The sequence below is a fragment of the Limnothrix sp. FACHB-881 genome (assembly GCF_014698135.1).
GTDB lineage: Bacteria > Cyanobacteriota > Cyanobacteriia > CACIAM-69d > CACIAM-69d > CACIAM-69d.
This window is the reverse complement of sequence record NZ_JACJSN010000004.1, coordinates 157,666-174,521: the sequence shown is the minus strand read 5'-3', so window position 1 is coordinate 174,521 and position 16,856 is coordinate 157,666. Positions and strand designations below refer to the sequence as shown.

Annotated in this window: 12 protein-coding genes; 2 read left to right on the top strand and 10 right to left on the bottom strand. The window is 57.1% G+C overall.

From position 1 onward, the window contains the following. Window positions 1–97: 97 nt before the first annotated feature. The 7 genes from H6G52_RS05995 to trxA form a co-directional block, all read right to left on the bottom strand. Complete coding sequence (locus H6G52_RS05995; protein ID WP_242026226.1) at window positions 98–700, bottom strand: pentapeptide repeat-containing protein; 603 nt, start codon at window positions 698–700, stop codon at window positions 98–100. Window positions 701–1,165: 465 nt separating this feature from the next. Next, window positions 1,166–2,032 (bottom strand): protein phosphatase 2C domain-containing protein, encoded by an 867-nt coding sequence (locus H6G52_RS05990; RefSeq protein ID WP_190527067.1) that lies wholly within the window; start codon window positions 2,030–2,032, stop codon window positions 1,166–1,168. Between the two features lie 151 nt (window positions 2,033–2,183). Beyond that, window positions 2,184–3,866, bottom strand: a complete 1,683-nt coding sequence (locus H6G52_RS05985) for an AarF/ABC1/UbiB kinase family protein (RefSeq protein ID WP_347343107.1) — start codon at window positions 3,864–3,866, stop codon at window positions 2,184–2,186. Between the two features lie 28 nt (window positions 3,867–3,894). Continuing rightward, a complete protein-coding gene (locus tag H6G52_RS05980) occupies window positions 3,895–4,218 on the bottom strand; it encodes a DUF6825 family protein (protein ID WP_190527063.1) in 324 nt (107 codons plus the stop codon). Between the two features lie 289 nt (window positions 4,219–4,507). After that, window positions 4,508–5,353 carry a hypothetical protein gene (locus tag H6G52_RS05975; RefSeq protein WP_190527061.1) on the bottom strand — a complete coding sequence of 282 codons (846 nt, stop codon included), beginning with the start codon at window positions 5,351–5,353 and terminating at the stop codon, window positions 4,508–4,510. A 129-nt stretch (window positions 5,354–5,482) separates the two neighbouring features. Continuing rightward, a complete protein-coding gene (locus H6G52_RS05970) occupies window positions 5,483–8,293 on the bottom strand; it encodes a CBS domain-containing protein (protein ID WP_190527059.1) in 2,811 nt (936 codons plus the stop codon). A gap of 95 nt (window positions 8,294–8,388) precedes the next feature. After that, window positions 8,389–8,706 (bottom strand): thioredoxin, encoded by a 318-nt coding sequence (gene trxA, locus H6G52_RS05965; RefSeq protein WP_099532169.1) that lies wholly within the window; start codon window positions 8,704–8,706, stop codon window positions 8,389–8,391. Between the two features lie 649 nt (window positions 8,707–9,355). On the opposite strand from trxA, the gene H6G52_RS05960 reads away from it, so the two are divergent. Continuing rightward, window positions 9,356–10,603 carry a competence/damage-inducible protein A gene (locus tag H6G52_RS05960; RefSeq protein WP_190527057.1) on the top strand — a complete coding sequence of 416 codons (1,248 nt, stop codon included), beginning with the start codon at window positions 9,356–9,358 and terminating at the stop codon, window positions 10,601–10,603. Here H6G52_RS05960 and H6G52_RS05955 read toward each other — a convergent pair. Then, a complete protein-coding gene (locus H6G52_RS05955; RefSeq protein ID WP_190527055.1) occupies window positions 10,598–11,287 on the bottom strand; it encodes a metal-binding protein in 690 nt (229 codons plus the stop codon). The genes H6G52_RS05960 and H6G52_RS05955 overlap by 6 nt on opposite strands. A 694-nt stretch (window positions 11,288–11,981) precedes the next feature. Between H6G52_RS05955 and H6G52_RS05950 the strand changes: the two genes are divergently transcribed. Further along, window positions 11,982–13,949 (top strand): sensor histidine kinase, encoded by a 1,968-nt coding sequence (locus H6G52_RS05950; protein WP_190527054.1) that lies wholly within the window; start codon window positions 11,982–11,984, stop codon window positions 13,947–13,949. 13 nt (window positions 13,950–13,962) lie between these two features. Here the strand turns inward: H6G52_RS05950 and bioD are convergent, their stop codons facing one another. Next, window positions 13,963–14,670 (bottom strand): dethiobiotin synthase, encoded by a 708-nt coding sequence (bioD, locus tag H6G52_RS05945; RefSeq protein WP_190527052.1) that lies wholly within the window; start codon window positions 14,668–14,670, stop codon window positions 13,963–13,965. A 97-nt stretch (window positions 14,671–14,767) separates the two neighbouring features. Beyond that, window positions 14,768–16,699: a protein kinase gene (locus H6G52_RS05940; RefSeq protein ID WP_190527050.1), complete on the bottom strand. Its 1,932-nt coding sequence runs from the start codon at window positions 16,697–16,699 to the stop codon at window positions 14,768–14,770. Window positions 16,700–16,856: the final 157 nt, after the last annotated feature.

Genomic DNA, 16,856 nt, shown 5'->3' with positions numbered 1-16,856 from the left:
AACTCAGCACCGAAAAAGACACCAAAATGGATGACCCTTGAGGCCTCTGGAACACACCTTTGGAAACCACCCGAGGGAAAGACCCGAGAGAAAAACCTTAGGGACAAAACAACGTGTCGCGCGTGGCCCGGCCCGTCACTGGATTCACCCCATCCGCCACCGCACAAAGCTTGTCTAAGGTGTCCGATCGCAACAACACATCGGTAAAGTCCGCTCCCGTGATTTTGACACCGGGAATATTAATGCTGGCGGCGAAGGCTCCTTCTAACACCGCGTTGGTCAAATTCGCATTGACTAATCGGGCTGAATCAAGGGTGGAATTTCGCAAATTTGCACCACTCAAATCTGCTGATTCCAAGTTTGCGGCAAAGAAGCGAACCCCTTCAAGATTAGCGTTATGAAAGTTTGCTTCTCGCAGGTTGGCTTTGGTGAAGTCATCATCTCGCAGATCCTGATTGGAAAAGTCTGCGCCCACCAAAGAGAATCGGTTGTAGTTTTCTGCCCAGGCTGGTTCTGTCAATCCACACCAACCAGTTAGCAAGGTTAGACTCAAACTCAATGCCAGCAGTGGCAACAGAACCCATCGCCGCCAAGAATGACGAATTGAAGGGGCGATCGCGCTTACTCGATCGGGATTGGCATCAAAATTTTTAGGCTGAGTTCTGTTGGCTTGCGTCATTTGCACAGGAATTTTTAACATCACTGAAAACCCCCAAATTCAATTTCCATGCACAAGATTCTGCCTTTCATGAATCACTAGCAGTTACCAAAGTCAAAGGTTTCAAGCATTGATCTCACATCAGAAATTTGAGCTATGAAATACCAACTTAGACTTGACTTGCACTGTACAGGCAGCTTCTAGGAGATTATCAAACCTAGGGATCAGAAACCAAGCTTAAATTAGTCGAAGGATTGTGACCCGATCGTCCTCAGTACGCCAAAGGAAACTACAAGTCCCCAGTGTCAGACCAATGACTCGTCACCACCAGTCCTTGCTTGAAGACACCCGATCGCTAAACCGCGAATTGTGGGTGATTCGCGCGGCAGCAATCAACTCAGGATCATTCACCCCAGTTAATCAAATCTGATGGTCATTGATTTAGAGCAATGGACTTGCGAGCAATTGACTCAGATTCATGAGTCGGGGGTAAGCAGCTCAGGGCGATTAACTCAGGGGTGCAAGCTCCGGTGGAAAATCATCATCCGTTGGGAAAGGCAAGGTTTCATCAATCATGCCCTCGGACGGTTCATCGTCCACGGGGCCAAGGGGAATAAACTCCTCTTCTTCATCTTCTTCAGTGCTTTCGCTGGCCACAAGAACAACGGTGATGTTGTCACGACCACCGCGATCTTTGGCGGACTGCACCAGACGCTCCACCAACTGATCGAGCTGGTGGGCCGAGGGCATTTGGCAAAGATGATGCAAGATTTCGGAGTCGGATAATTCCTCCGTGAGACCGTCACTACAGAGCAGCAGTTGATCCCCCAATCGAAACTCAAGGGGATAAATTTCCACTAGCTCCAGCTCTCGTCGTCCCAGGCATTGCATCAACACATGTCGCCAAGGGTGCGATCGCGCCTGTTCTTGGCTCAGGTCGCCGCTTTCAACGGCCCGGGCCACCCAGGTGTGGTCCTTGGTCAGTTGCAATAGGTGTTCCTCCCGCGATCGATAGAGGCGCGAGTCACCCACATGCACCTGCCACCACTGATCATCGCGATGCATAATCGCCACGATCGTCGTGCCCATTTCGGCCCGTTCCGGATGGCGAACTTGGTCATCCAAAATGGCATCGTTGGCTTTCTCGATCGCCACTTCCAACAGGGCCGGAGAGGAAGCCTCTGATTCCCAAGATTGCAGGATCACTTGGCTAACCACTTCGATCGCAATGCGGCTAGCTTCCTGTCCGCCCGCATGGCCGCCCATTCCATCCGCAACGATGAATAACCGACCTTCAGGATCGACAAACAAATTATCTTGATTGACACTTCGCAGCATTCCGCGATCAGTCAATCCCGAGGCTCGAAACTTCATGGGCGAACGGGACGGGGGTAGAACAGGGGCAATCAGGATTGGCGGCCAACCGGACGCTGAGCGCGGGTGGCAGCGATCGCGGTCTATCGAGCTTGGTTTGCTATGGAGCGCGTCGAGGAATGAGGGGTATCACCCCTCAACCCCTAGGACTTTAGAACATCTTCTCATAGCGATCCATCCGCCGCAGCAAGCGCAAGAGAGCGATCGCGGGGAGGAGGCCGATGCCACCGGGAATCACTGCAAACCATCCGTATCCTGTGCCCACCAAGATGGCACTACAGAGGGCAAAGCTACCAGTCAGGATTGAGTAATTGGTGGCTACTTGGGCGTTGCTCAGGCGACGCAATACGCGATCGGTTTCCGTGGCCCGCACTCGCAAGCGCAGGTCACCCCGATCGAGCTTTTCGATCGTGTCATCAATGCGACGCGGCAAACCCAAGGCCGTTGAACTCATTTGCGCTGCCTGGCGACCTAACTCGCCCAGCAAGTCTCCGGCAGCCTCCGGTTGATTTCCATTCATCAGTTGCATCGCGTAGGGTTTAGCGACCTCCATAAAATTAAACTCAGGATCTAGGCCCTTGCCTACCCCTTCCAAGGTTGAAAATGCCCGCATCACGAAGGTAAATGTCGCCGGGAACCGAAAAGGCTGGCCGTAGGCGATTTCATACAGATCATCGCTGATGGCTGTCACGGACTGGGTTTCAAAGGGTTTGTCCATGAAGTTGTCCAGCATGTACTGGATCGATCGACGGACGGGCCCCGTGTCTCCGGTCGGTTGCAGCGCCCCCAGCGCAATCAGGGAGTTCATCACCCGTTCACCATTCTTTTGGGCAATGCCAAAGAAGGTTTCCATTAACCCCGTGCGCACATTGGCATTAATCTGCCCCATCATCCCGAAGTCATAGAAAATCAGCGATCCATCTGGACTCACCGCCAAGTTGCCCGGGTGAGGATCCGCGTGGAAAAAGCCCCCTTCAAGGATTTGCTCCAGGTAGGCCCTGGCTCCCAATTCGGCCAGGGTCGATCGATCAAGGCCTGCCGCTTCCAGGGCCTCGTAGTGGCTGATTTTGATGCCGGGGACATATTCCAAAACAATCGTCCGAGGTGAGCAATAGCGCCAAAAAACCTTGGGTACACGCACCCAATCCGCATGGCGAAAGTTCCGCCGGAAGCGATCGGCATTGCGTCCTTCGTTTAGGTAATCAATTTCCTCGTACAAAATCCGGCAGCATTCTTCATAGATGCCCAACCAATCCCGACCAGGGCCCCAACGGGGATGGTTTTGGAAATAGCGAGCAATGCCCTTCAGAATAGCCAAATCAATTTGGAACAGCTTTTTCAGGCCCGGGCGCTGCACCTTCACCACCACTTCTTCGCCCGATCGCAATTGAGCCTTATGAACTTGGCCCAAACTGGCGGCCGCCAGAGGAATGGGGTCAAAGCTCTGGAAAAGTTCCTGCACCGGCTTGCCCAAGTCTTGGCGAACGATCGCTTCCACTTGGTCATAGCCAAAGGCTGGTACGCGGTCTTGCAGCTTCGACAGTTCCTCCACATATTCCGCAGGGAACAGGTCAGCGCGCGTCGAAAACAGTTGACCCACTTTAATGAACGTGGGCCCCAACTGGAGCAGCGTATCGCGCACCCAAATGGCCTGTTGGCGGCGGCGGGCCTTTTGTTTGGCCTCCGTCATGCCTCCGCGATAGCTCCAGGGCTTGGTATCAATCCAAAGCCACAACAGCCAAAGGGTGACAAAAGTCCAGATATCAATAAAGCGGCGGGGGCGGGAGTACCGCTCGCGGTTCCATCGGTAAGCTTTGCTGTCGTACGTTTTCACCCTCGACTCCGTGCGGTGCGTCTCGACTCTAGCTTGGGTTGGCTTCGCTGCGGTATTGCTTAATCTCTGACCTGAGGCGGGCAATTTCGGCTCGCAGATCATCGAGTTCAGCTTGCACGTCGTCGCCGCCGGAAGCTCTGCTGCTACTGGTGCGTCCGTTGGTGGCGGCGGCTTCGGCCTGTTGGGCCCTGGCCAGGGCCTCTTCAACCAGTTGGCGCAGGTTTTCCCGCTGTTCGGCATCGAACTTCCCAAGCTCGCTCAACCAATCGGTGGCAGTTCGCTCGATTTGTTCGTTTACCACTTCAGCGATCGCGCGACCAACAAAGAAGGCATGGACAAGCGGGTTACTCATGAAACTCGCGGGTGAAAGTACTGGGAAGGCGATCGGGGATCAGGAGGTCAAGCGCTAGTTGAGAGCTAGGGTGCGCGCATAATCGCTTTTAGGCAATGCCGGAACGGGCTACCGCGACCGCTCTGAATTATAGCGTGGTGGTTTTGGGCTGGCAGGTTTGGCATGAGCAGTTTAGGGCTGGCTGGGGATTCGCGCCTGCGGCTTAGTCAGGGATCAAAATTAGGGATCAAGATCAGGGATCAAGATCAAATCAAGGGCGCAGAACTCGCAGCCAGGGTATGCCATGCCTCTAGGGTGTGCTGCTGCTGTCTGGGGCGGAACCACTGCCAGCGCTGCCCCCGTTGCTAGCACCGGATGCCCCGCCGCTGGCTGGGGCGCTGGAGCTGCCACCGCTGGGGCGACGCTCAACGGCGGCTGGCTCCGGCGCGGGGCGGCGCTCTGTGGTCGGTCGGCGTTCTGTGACGGGTCGCGGCTCGGGGTTGGCGGGGCGATCGGGCGCGGGGCGGGTTTCTGAGGGGGCTGAGTTAGTAGCCGGTTCGGGGGTGCTGGTTCCCGACGGTGAGCGATCGACCGTTGAACCGCGATCGCCTGAATTGGAGCGATCGGGGCGATCGGGACGATCGGTTGCTGGGTTGGCCGTGCCCGAATTCCCACCGGAGGGATCTACCAGCGGTGTGCTGTCGGTCGGTGGCGCGTTGCCATCAGGATTATCCGAAGGGCTGGGGCTGGCCAGGGGCGCGCGATCGGCGGTGGACTCCGCTGGTCGAGAGCTGTTGCGCACGGGCCGCTCGATCGGGGCAATGCGTTGGCTGCGAATCGCCGCTGAACTATCCCGGTGAGGATGGCTGCGAATTTGCTGCAGCACTAGGTCAGGAATGCTGGGATCGGCTGGATCCAACTCCTGTTCAGCGGTTTTGGATACCGGCCAACCTTCACGCGGCGGGAAGGACTGCTCTTCTCCCGCCAACCAGTTCAGGATTGGGGGGGACTCGAACCGAATGCCGAAGAGGTTCATTTCGCCGGATCGCACAACGGCCACCGCTCCCGCGCCAAGCATGGAAGCACAGGCAGCGGTAACCAAAAACAAGGGAGCAATCCAGCGGCTTCGTTGCGGTTGGGGAGAAGAAGGGTTCAAAGCAAACCTCGGGGCATCGGAGAGGGGTGGATGCCGCTTCAACTCTTAAGAATAAGTCAAGAGTTTTTCTTTCGTAAAGATTCACAACAATTGCGGCCCTGGCCCTGGGTTGCGATCGCCCCCGAAGCCTCAGTCCACCGGACTTTGTGGCGGATAGTGGGTTTTCACCCAAGTGATCGCTTCGGTGCGATCGCCCACCAGCCGATCCAAACAGGCTCCCCGCAACTGGCCCAAAATTTCTCGAAATTGCTTACCCGGTGCATAGCCCAACTGTTGCAGATCTTTGCCATTCAAAGGGCTGGTCACTTGGCTCAGGCGGGTGAGGTATTGCCAAATTTGCCGCCGTGTCACCCGATCGCTGTGGAGACTGACCAACAACAGCAGCGGTCGGCTCCAGGATTCCAAGACCCGCACTTGGTCGCTGGGGCGATCGCATTGGGCCAATTTTGCGGGCAAGGTGGTTTCCGCGATCGCCAGTTGCTCCAGCCGTTGAATGCTGGCTTCGGTGAGTTGTAGGCGGCGTGCCACCTCAGCTCGATCGCCCGGGGCCAAGCTGGCCAACAGGGTTTCCAGCAACAGTTCCCAACGATGGAGACCTGCCACCGCCCGATCGTCCCCCCAAGCCAACACCCCGGCCGCCCAAACCCAGGCTACCCAGCGCACCGCCTGCCGAAGCGATCGGGTCAGTTTCAGCGTAGGGTGAATGCAACGTAAGGCCTCCAGGCGATCGAGCAAATCCAGGGCCGGCAACCAAAAATCCGTCTGCAAAATATATTTCAGCTCGGCTTTCAAACGGGTTTCCAGGGCAGGTTGACGGCGCTGCCCCTCCAGCGGCGACAGTTGAGCCATGGCATAGCGGATATAGCGCTCTGTTTGGGCTTCGATCGTGAATCCCAACTTGACCGCAAACCGTACCGCTCGATAGATCCGCGTGGGATCCTCAATAAAGCTGTTGGCATGGAGCACCCGCACCAGCCGATCGCCCAAATCCACCATGCCCCCAAAAAAGTCCAGCACCTCACCGGGATTGGGTTCCGTCAGACGCACCGCCAACGCATTCACTGTGAAATCGCGCCGATACAAATCCTGTTGAATAGAACTGGCTTCCACTTCCGGATTCGCCGCTGGATAGGGATAAAACTCCGTGCGCGCCGTGGCAATGTCCACCCACAGGGAATCGAACAGCGGATCTCGATGCCACAACAGGGCGGCCGTTTGAAATTGCCCATGGACTTGTAAGCGCACCCCGGGATAGTCCTGGGCCAGAGCTTGGGCCAAGCCCACAGCGGCTCCGGTGTCTGGCGCGATGGCCGCTGAGGCCTCTGGAGGATTCGCCCGGGGTTGATGGCAACCATCCACCACCAAGTCCAAATCCGACAGGTGCAGCGCCTGGGCCGCGTCACTCAGGAGCAAATCGCGCACCCCACCCCCCACCAGGTACAGTTGCCAGCCCTTGGCCTGGGCCAAAGCCGCTGCCCGATCGAGCAGTTGTCGCAAGGGCGGAGTGAGCCGAGACAGCAGGGGGCAAAAATTCCCGATCGCCTCGATCGGGTCTGACAAGGCATGGGTGGGCTGTTGCTGTCGATCGCGATGGAACCGGCGCAACACATCGGTACGGGTCACAATCCCCACCAGTTGCCCCCGATCGAGCACCGGGAGCCGGCCAATGTCATAGGTCACCATCAGGGCTTCGATGGCCGCTAGGGTCGTTTCCGGGGTGATGGTTTTGAGCTGGGTGGTCATGTAGCCCTTGACGGGGGCATGGTGAAACCCGTGGTGCAGCGCAATGTCCAAATCTCGCCGGGACACAATTCCCACCAACTGCCCACCCCGATCGACCACGGACAGGCCGGAATGGCCATAGCGCAACAAAATCCGCTGGGCTTCGTCGATCGAGGTTTCCGGCAAAATCGTCCGCACGGGTGACGACATCAAATCCCGCGCGATCGGGGGATGGGGCAACTGAGCCGCAAAGGCCGCCATCAGTGATTTCAGCAAGGTCGCCGCCGGTTCGATCGGCTCCGCTGGCTCTGAATCCCAATGCACCGTACCCGCCGCCGCTTGGGCATGGCCACCCCCCCAAGGAGCCAACAATGCTCCCCAGTCCGGGCCCACCAACCGTGATCGGCCCACCAGAGACAGCCGCTGGCCACGAGACCCCTCTCGGGTGCTGTAGAGCGTGCCCAACAGCAAACTATCGGCCCCGATCGTGTCCACCAACCGCGCAGCCACCGTTGACAGACCGGGCACGTATTGATCTGCCGTCAGCAACACCCAGGTTAGGCGGGCCCCGGCCACCACTTGGGTTTGTTCCGGGTGGCCATGCACCTGGTCGATCGCTTCGGCCAACAGCCGTTGCAACAGGGGCGACAAACTCGGATCCAAATAGGTGGCAATGGCGCTGACGCTGGCTCCTTGGGCCATTAACCAAGCCAGGGCCGCCGCATCCCGCGCCGTTGCGGTTTCATAGGTCAAAGATCCGGAATCCACATGGATCCCCAAGGCCATCACCGTTGCCTCAGCCGGTGTGAGGGGCCGCTGCAAGTCGCCAGCCCGCTGCAATTGTTCCACCATCAGGGTGGTGGTGGCCCCCACCGCTTCGATTTGTTGTTGGGTGGCGGGAATATCTCCCACCGCACCCAAATGATGGTCATAGAGGGCGATCGAGTTTAGCTGGGGCAAGTCCAGCCATTCCGCCAACTTCCCCAGTCGATCGCGCTGTTGGGTATCCACCACCACGAGCGATCGAATCCGCTTCGGATCCACCGATCGCCGCTCAATCAAAGGATACTCATCACGATGGAGCGCCAAAAACGCCTGCACTCCCGGATGCACGCCACCCGCCAGCACAATTTTGGCCCCCGGGTGCAGGCAGGCCCAGCCCACCGCCGCCCCCAGGGCATCAAAATCCACCGTCATGTGGCACAACACGAGATCCATTGATTGCAGCCCATCCCGAAATCGTTATTGGCCCTGATGATTGCCCCTTTGGTTATGGGCCCCTCTAGCTCAGTTTGCGTCCTAAAGTTTTCGCCCTAAAGTTTGCGCTCTAAGTGGGCAATGAGCTGATCCGCCTTCATAAACCCTTCGATTCGATCGATCGCCTGGCCATCCTTAAACAAAATCAGCGTCGGCAAGGCTGTCACCTGGTGTTGAGTTGCCAAATCCGGGTAGCGATCGGCATCAATCTTCACCACTTGCAGGTGATCATGCAGCCGCACACTCACCTCCTCCAACACAGGCGACAACAGTTGGCAAGGGCCGCACCAAGTGGCATAAAAGTCCACAAGAACGGGTTTTTCAGCTTCCTGAATCATGGCATCAAAACTCGTGAATTCTTTCGATGTCGCCATGGCTCTCCTCCTTAGGCAGGGGTAATTATTTAGAGAAAATCCCAATGATCGCAATGATTGGTGATCGCAAGTCCCAAGCAAACCCAGTCGATCGCCACTCCATTTTTGGGTCAAATTGGCCAAGATTGATCGAGTGGTTCTCAATTTCTCATTTCAATTTCTCATTTAAGATGAAATCGCGAAAAAACCGAGAGAACATCGGCTTGAAATGGCTTGGAACCTGAAAATTTCAGCGCTACAATGGAACCGATTTGCCCCTGTTGATCGAGGGCTAATCAAGCTTAGACTGAGAATTAATCATTCACGCGATTCGTTCGCAATCAATTAAGGCGAAAATTAAGGCGAAAGTTTGAGAGCAAAGCCGAGGGCCAGAGCATTTGACCGTCTTGCTCCAATCATGATCAGACCCATGATCAGGCAAGGGGTTTAAACCCCTTGTCCTACCCCTTGTCCCAGCACTTGTTCCATCCCTTGTTTTGCCCCTTGTCCCACGATCTGTTAAGGGCAAAGTCCGAGACGATGATGATTGACGGATGGGCCTGATCAATTAGGCCTGATCAGTTAGGACTGACTCAGTGTCGCCTTGATGGTTGAATGGTTCGGTGATCCTCGTTTGATCCTGGTTTGATCCTGTGCGGAGCTTGGCACAATGACCCCCAGCGCTGAAATTATTTGTATCGGCACTGAGCTGTTGCTTGGCGACATTCTCAATGGTAATGCTCAGTTTTTGGCCCAACAACTGGCGGCATTGGGCATTCCCCACTATTACCAAACGGTGGTTGGCGACAATCCCCAACGCCTGCAACGGGCGATCGCCACCGCTTGCCAACGATCACGCATTTTGCTGTTTACGGGTGGCCTGGGCCCCACGCCCGATGACCTAACCACCGAAGCGATCGCCCAGTTTTTCGATGTGCCCCTGGTGGAACATCCGGCCGTCATTGCCGACATTGAACAAAAATTTGCCCAGCGCGGCCGCACCATGGTTCCCAGCAATCGCAAGCAGGCTCTGCTGCCGGCTGGCGCGGCCATTTTGACCAACCGAGTGGGCACGGCTCCGGGCATGATTTGGCAACCGGTTCCGGAGTTGTTGTTGATGACCTTTCCCGGTGTGCCCAGCGAAATGCGCACCATGTGGGCGGAAGTGGCCGTGCCTTACCTGCGAGATCACGGGTGGTCGCGCCAAACGATTGTCTCCCAAACCCTGAAGTTTTGGGGCATTTCCGAATCGGCCTTGGCGGAACGGGTGGCGGACTATTTAGCCAGTTCGGATCCAACGGTGGCTCCCTATGCCAACCGAGGATCGGTGAAGTTGCGGGTGTCGGCCTGTGGAGCAACGGCGGCCGAAGCCCTGGCCAAAATTGAGCCGATGGTGGCGCAAATTCGCGATCGGGTGGGGCCCGATTGCTATGGCTTGGATCAGGATACGTTGCCGATCGTGGTGGGTCGATCGCTCCAAGACCGAGGCGAAACCCTGGCAGTGGCAGAGTCCTGCACTGGTGGCGGTTTGGGGCAGTTGCTGACGGCGGTGGCCGGCAGCTCCGCCTACTTCCTCGGTGGCATCATTGCCTACGACAACCGAATCAAAACAGCCCTGTTGGGGGTTTCGGCGGAAACGTTGGATCGCTTCGGAGCCGTCAGCCATGAAACAGCCAAGGAAATGGCGATCGGGGCACGAGATCGCCTTGGCAGCACTTGGGCCATCAGCATCACCGGGGTGGCCGGGCCCGGCGGCGGCAGTGAGGCAAAGCCCGTGGGCCTGGTTTATGCGGGCATTGCCGGGCCCGATGGGGTCACCACCCATGAAATGCGCCTCGGGATCCAGCGCGATCGGGAATGGATCCGCCACGTGAGCGCCTGCACCGCTTTGGATTTTCTGCGTCGTCGCTGGCTATGAGGTTGGCCGATTTGTTGTCCGTTTAGTCCGCTTAGGTTGGGGGTTGCGAGTTGGGCCGCTGCGCGATCGACGGGTGCAAGCTGGGGTGCGAGATGGGGTGCGAGTACCGGGCGATCGACCTCGGGCTTGGCTGGTTGATCGCTTGGCCCGGCGGGCGCGTCGCTTTTGCCAAGAGCTGAGATGATCCGTTGCAATATGAGACAGGGCCCCCACCTCCAGCCCCACAAAACCCGCCACCAAAAACGGGAATTGATCAACCCACAGCCATTGACCGATCGCCCGGGTTTGGGCCAAGGTGACCGCCTCAAAGCTGGCATAGCGATCGGCCCCACCCAACAGGGAAAACCCGATCGCCGCCAATCCCAACAGCAGCAACCATCCCAGCCCCAGGGCGATCACCAAATACAGCACCCGTAAGGTCGTGCCAATCAGCGGCCCGTGAGACCAGGTGGAGCGGTGGCGAATCAGTTTTTGGTAAGGAATCCAAATGATACGCAGCGGGCCCCAACGTTGGAATGGGTGAGATCGAATATCCAGGTCTGGGCTGAGCCAATAGCCCCCCACCACACAGCCGATCGCGCTCGCAGCCGCCAACCCGAAATCCGCCGTCACCCCCAATCCCACCAAGAACCAAATCCCGGCCGTGTTGATCGTGATTCGATCGTGAACCAATCCGGCAGCCATAGGGACAGGGCGCAAATGCCGATAACGAGAGCAATATCCAAAAAGCTGATCAACCAAAACCAGGCTGATCCACGCCAGCCATAGAACTAGCCATAAAACCAGTTCGTGAACTGAAACTAGGCCCATCTTGAGCCACAGGAGCCAGCCCTGGCAAGCGATCGGGCAGCGGATCGTGCTTCTTGCCATTAAACGCGATTAAAACTCAGCACAGAATTACGCTGTGCTTATGAATTCAGCATCTGAAATTTGAAAATTGTAATCAAGTCAATTATTTATTAAAACTTATTCTCAATTAGGATGAAGGTCAGGGTGTCAATCGCTACAGCCGCCAGCGGGTCACTCACTGGCTCTCGGGGCGGTGACCTGATTCGTTGCCCCCAAACCATGGCCCCATCACCGATTCTTGACCGTTGGCCCCACTAACCCCCACCCGCGATCGTTCCCTATCGGGATGGATCCAATCAGCAAGTTTTTGATCGTGAAGAAGTTACCGTCAAGTGCCACGCGCTGGCCAGAGCGTTTCTGGAGGCTGTTTCACCTCCGTCAAGCCCCCGCCCCTTCCACCTCGGAGCCAATCGATCGCTGGAGCCATGGGCCCACACAAGCCACCGAATGGTTGACCGTCACCCCAGCTCATCTCCCGTTTCAAAACACCCACCTCAACACCACTCCCTTGACACCCTCTTGCTTAATCATGCCTGTCGCTGCTCGTCGAACCGATCGGCCGGGATCTGCGCCACCCCCACCCCCTGCCCCATCGCTAACACCTGTTCCCTATCGTCGTTACGGGCCCGTTGCCATTGCCTTGTTGGTGGGAGTGGGTCTGTCGGCCTGGGCGGCCAACTGGGCGGCCGATCGGGACTTGGCCCAAGCCCGCGCCCAACTGCAACAGCAAACCCAACAATTGGGCAACAATCTCCGTGATGATTTAGAACAAATTACCCGCACCACCCGCGCCGGGGCTTTGATGTTCGATCGCCGTCGCCCCGCCTCGGCCGCCGAATTTCAATCCATCAGCCAAAACCTTCTGTCCGATGTGGCCAACACGGCCGATACGGCTTGGATTCAGACCGATCCCCAAACGGGGCCCTATATTCAATTTCAACTGGGACAAGGCATTCAGTCCCTTGGCGGTCGGCAACCCGGTCAGCGAGCAACCATCCCCCCAGCCCTCAACAGTTGGCTGAAGCGGGCCCAGTCCTTTCAGCGGCCCTTGACGATGATTGTGTCCAATCCAGATCCTCGGCTGCTGACGGTGCAGGGAACCGACCAGGGTTGGTTTGTGACCCAAACGGAAATTACCCGATCGCTCCACCTCACCCGTGGACAAACGGGCGTGTTGGATTTGGATATCTTCCTGTTTGATCGCCCGGTGGATTATCTGCAATCCCAGTTAGCCAATCCCAGTAGCTTCGATCGCATCCTCCCGATCGCTAGCACAGCCCCTTGGACTGTTGGGGCCCAGCAGGCCTTGCGTTGTCCTTGGAAAGGCCCTTGGGATATTTGCACCCAATCCATTAACGTGGGCGATCGGGAAATGTCCCTGCTCGTTTTGCCCCATCAAATTTTTTCGCCCTTCCTGTTTCCTAACAGCATCGCGGCCTTTCTCGTGGGCTTAAGCCTCACCGCCAGCATTGCCGCCTATCTTTTCAACAATATTCGGCGAGTGGTGGTACAAGAATCGCTCCTTAACCAAGTGATTTACAGCAACCAACAGCTTCAGGAATCTCGCTTGGCCCTGCAAGATCGCACTGAAGATTTAGAAACGGCCCTTCAAGAACTGCAAGAAGCCCAAGCCCACCTCATCCAAAGCGAAAAACTATCCAGCTTAGGGCAATTGGTGGCCGGAATCGCCCACGAAATTAATAATCCCGTGAGCTTTGTACATGGCAATTTGCATCACGCTTCGGAATATGCCACGGAACTTTTAGAAGCCGTGATTGCTTACCAAGAGAGGATTGATCGCCACAACCAGCAATATTCCAAAACCCCTCATTTCGTCCCGATCGCCCATCCCGAGACCCTTGATTTAGATTACATTGCCGATGATTTTCCCAAGCTGCTTACCTCCATGCGCGTGGGAACCAATCGAATTCGGGAAATTGTGAAATCCCTCAGAATCTATTCCCACGTCACCACCGAAGCCAAGGAACCGGCCAGCCTCCACGAGTCCATCGATCGGGTTTTGATGATCTTGAGCCATCGGATTCAGGAGCTAAAACCCGATCTCAATATCATTCGTCAAAATGGCTCTTTACCTGCCATTGACTGCACGATCGGGCAAATTGATCAGGTTCTAATTAATCTGTTGGTCAATGCCATTGATGCGATCGAAGAACGCTGGCAAACGGCTCCCCCGGCCCAAGAATTACCCACCCTGACGATCACGACCCAGACCCTCAATTTGTCTTGGATCAAAATTGAAATTACCGACAACGGTATTGGTATGAATGAGGTGACCCGCGCCAAATTATTTGACCCGTTCTATACCACCAAGCCCGTTGGCAAAGGCACAGGATTGGGCATGGCGATCGCCTATCAAATTATTGTGGAGCGTCACTACGGCTCGATCGACTGTCGATCGATTCCCCACCACGGCACAACCTTTGAAATTAAACTGCCGATCACCAGAGACATCGCCAGCGCCGCCACTTCTGCCTGATTGATCAGCCACTTCAATAGGGGCTGATACCCAATGGCTCCAGGTTCAGGTGTGCCGCCGCTGTGGCCAGAGCCGCGCGATCGCGCCAATTGTCCACATGGGGCAAATAGCCCAGCACCGGCACATGGGTCAGGCTTTCAATCAGGCCGATGGGGGCTAAAGCCTCTCGATCGGCCGCGCTCACGGCCGTCACTTCATTCAGCACAATGCCCCGCAGCGGAATTTGGAATTGACGAGCCAGGGCCACATTCGCCACCGTCTGGGCGATCGCCCCCAACTTGACCGGCACCACCAACACCAACGGCAACCGCCAAGCGGCCACCACATCCGCAAAGGTCAACTCCCAAGTGACCGGCGACCCCAAGCCTCCGGCCCCTTCAATCAAAATGAAGGAGCGATCGCTCTGGAGGGTTTGCAGAGCTTGCCAGGCCAAGGCCAGGTCGATCGTTTTGCCTTCCCGTTCCGCCGCGATCGGGGGAGCCAAGGGAGCCTGCAACCGAATGGGATTAAAGGACTCGGGGCTTTGATTCAAATCCGCAAACAATTCCCCATAAATTTCCTGATCGCCCTCCCCGGACTGCACCGGTTTCAGCAGGCCCAAGGCCCCTTGTTTTTGACAATGCTGCTGCCAATAGGCCGCCAGTGCCAGCACAAAGACCGTTTTGCCCACTTCCGTATCGCTCCCCGCGATCGCCAGTTGCTGCGGTCGTCTTTCGCTCATCCCCATTCTCCTGTTGATTTAGCACGCTTCCATCGGCTTCAGCACTCTCAGGCCGATCGCCGTTCTGCCCCTTGCTTCGAGGGTTCAATCACGGTTTCTACCGAACCCGCACGGCAATCTCAAAGGGCATTTCCAAATCCGAAGACACTTCAATGCCGTAGTTCCCGCCCACAGGCGCTTCAAAGCTGACGGATCCTTCCAGACCTTCCATATCCGGAATCGGGCCATTGGGGCCAAACACCGTGGCTCGCAAACCGGAAGGAATACTAATTGAAATTTGCTGACCCGCCTGGGCTTCAAAACCAAAGGTTTGGGGAACCTGGGGCTGAGTCACGCCTCGGAAGTTGCGCGAGGTGGGTTGGCGGGTTGGTTCTGGGCTGGGGCTGGGAGTTGGCTCCGGAGTCGGGGTGGGCGTTGGCGTGGGGCTTGGCTCCGGACTGGGGGAAGCGGGAGCCGCCGCTAGCCGTAAGCGCAGGCGGTAGTCTCCCCTGGGCGCACCGGGGGCCACGCGCACTTGCAGGGCATATTCACCAGCCACGGCAATCACGCCATCCCATTGGCGCAGATCCCGGCTCGATCGATCCGCCGGGTCACCATCGGGAGCCAGGAGACTAGCGATCACGTTATTGCCTGCCACGGAAATGCTGAGGGGTTGTTCAGCACCGGCCTGGAAACGATAGATCAGGGTTTCGTTCTCGCCCAGGGTGCGGGAATCTTCAAAATCCCCGGCGGGCTGAAGGTTCAACCGCTGGGTGGAGACCACAGGTGAGGCGATCGGGCTAGGGGACGGGGTGGGGGATGGCGTGGGGGATGGGCTAGGCAGCGGCGGACTTTCGGAAACCGTTGCGGTTGGTGTGGGATTGCTGTTGTTGGGCGATCGGCTCAGGAATTGATTCACCAGCGACCAGGAACCCACTCCCGTCCCCAGCACCAACAACACGCCTAACACCGTCACCGCCCAAGGGTTATCCATCAAGGATCCTCGGGGTTCCACGCTCCAATCGGGGCCGGGAGCCGGGGCCGGTGCGGGCGATCGAGGGGCGATCGGAGGCGGCGCAGCCCGGCCCACCACCACCGTCGCCATGGTTGAAGGGACAGTTCCCGTGGGATTAGCGGCTGGGGCCGGCGCTGCCGGAGTTGGGGGTGAAGTGGAGGGCGGCTGGGCCACGGGGCGGGCCGTCGCATCCAACGTCACCTCCTGCAATGCCTGAAGCACCAAGGAGGCAGAGGGATAGCGCTCCGTCGGTTGATAGGCCAACATCCGCCGCAACAGATCTCCCAAGGCAGGTGTGAGGGGCACATACTGATCCCAATGCCAGGTAAGGGTGCGATCGTCTAGCAAATCCTGGGGTTCTCGCCCCGTCAGCAACACCAACACCGTGGCGGCCAAGGCATAGAGATCGCTGCTAGGGTAAGCGCGGCCGGTTTGAATTTGTTCGCTGGGGGCATAGCCGCTTTTACCGACGGTGGTGGCCTGCACGGCCGTGGCTCCCGGTTGTTGGAAGCGGGTGGCCATTTCTTTGATGGCCCCAAAGTCAATCAACACGGGCAGTCGATCATGCTCCCGCAGAATAATGTTTTCCGGCGAGATATCCCGGTGAATGATTCCCAAATTGTGCAGGTAGCTCAACACGGGGAGCAACTGTTGCAAGAGGTAGAACACTTCCCCTTCCGCAAAGAGCTGACCATGGTGCAGGCGGCTATCTAGGAGCGATCGATAGGTATTGCCCTGCACATAGTCCTGCACCAAAAATAGGCGACCTTCCGCCTCAAAGGTGGCTTGAAACTTGGGAATTTGTGGGTGATTGATTTGGTAAAGAACCGCTGCCTCGCGCCGGAACAGTTCATTGGATTTTTCGAGGGCGTAGGCATCGCCCACGGGCGGCGTGAATTCCTTGAGGGCACAGCGCTCGCCAAATCGCCCCAAATCCTCCGCCAGGTAGGTGCGCCCAAAGCCACCCTGTCCCAACACTTCCACAAGGCGATAGCGATTTTGGAGAACAGTTCCGGGGGGCAGGGACGGTTGCATGGGACTCGGGGCGATCGAAGAACAGTTGAAATGGCAATTCAGTCAGGCAATAGTCAGGCGATGATCGAGCAAAAACTCAGGCGAAACTCAGACGAAATTCAGAAAAAACCAATTTATTCCGTGACTTGCATCGCCCCATTGGACTGATCAATTGTTT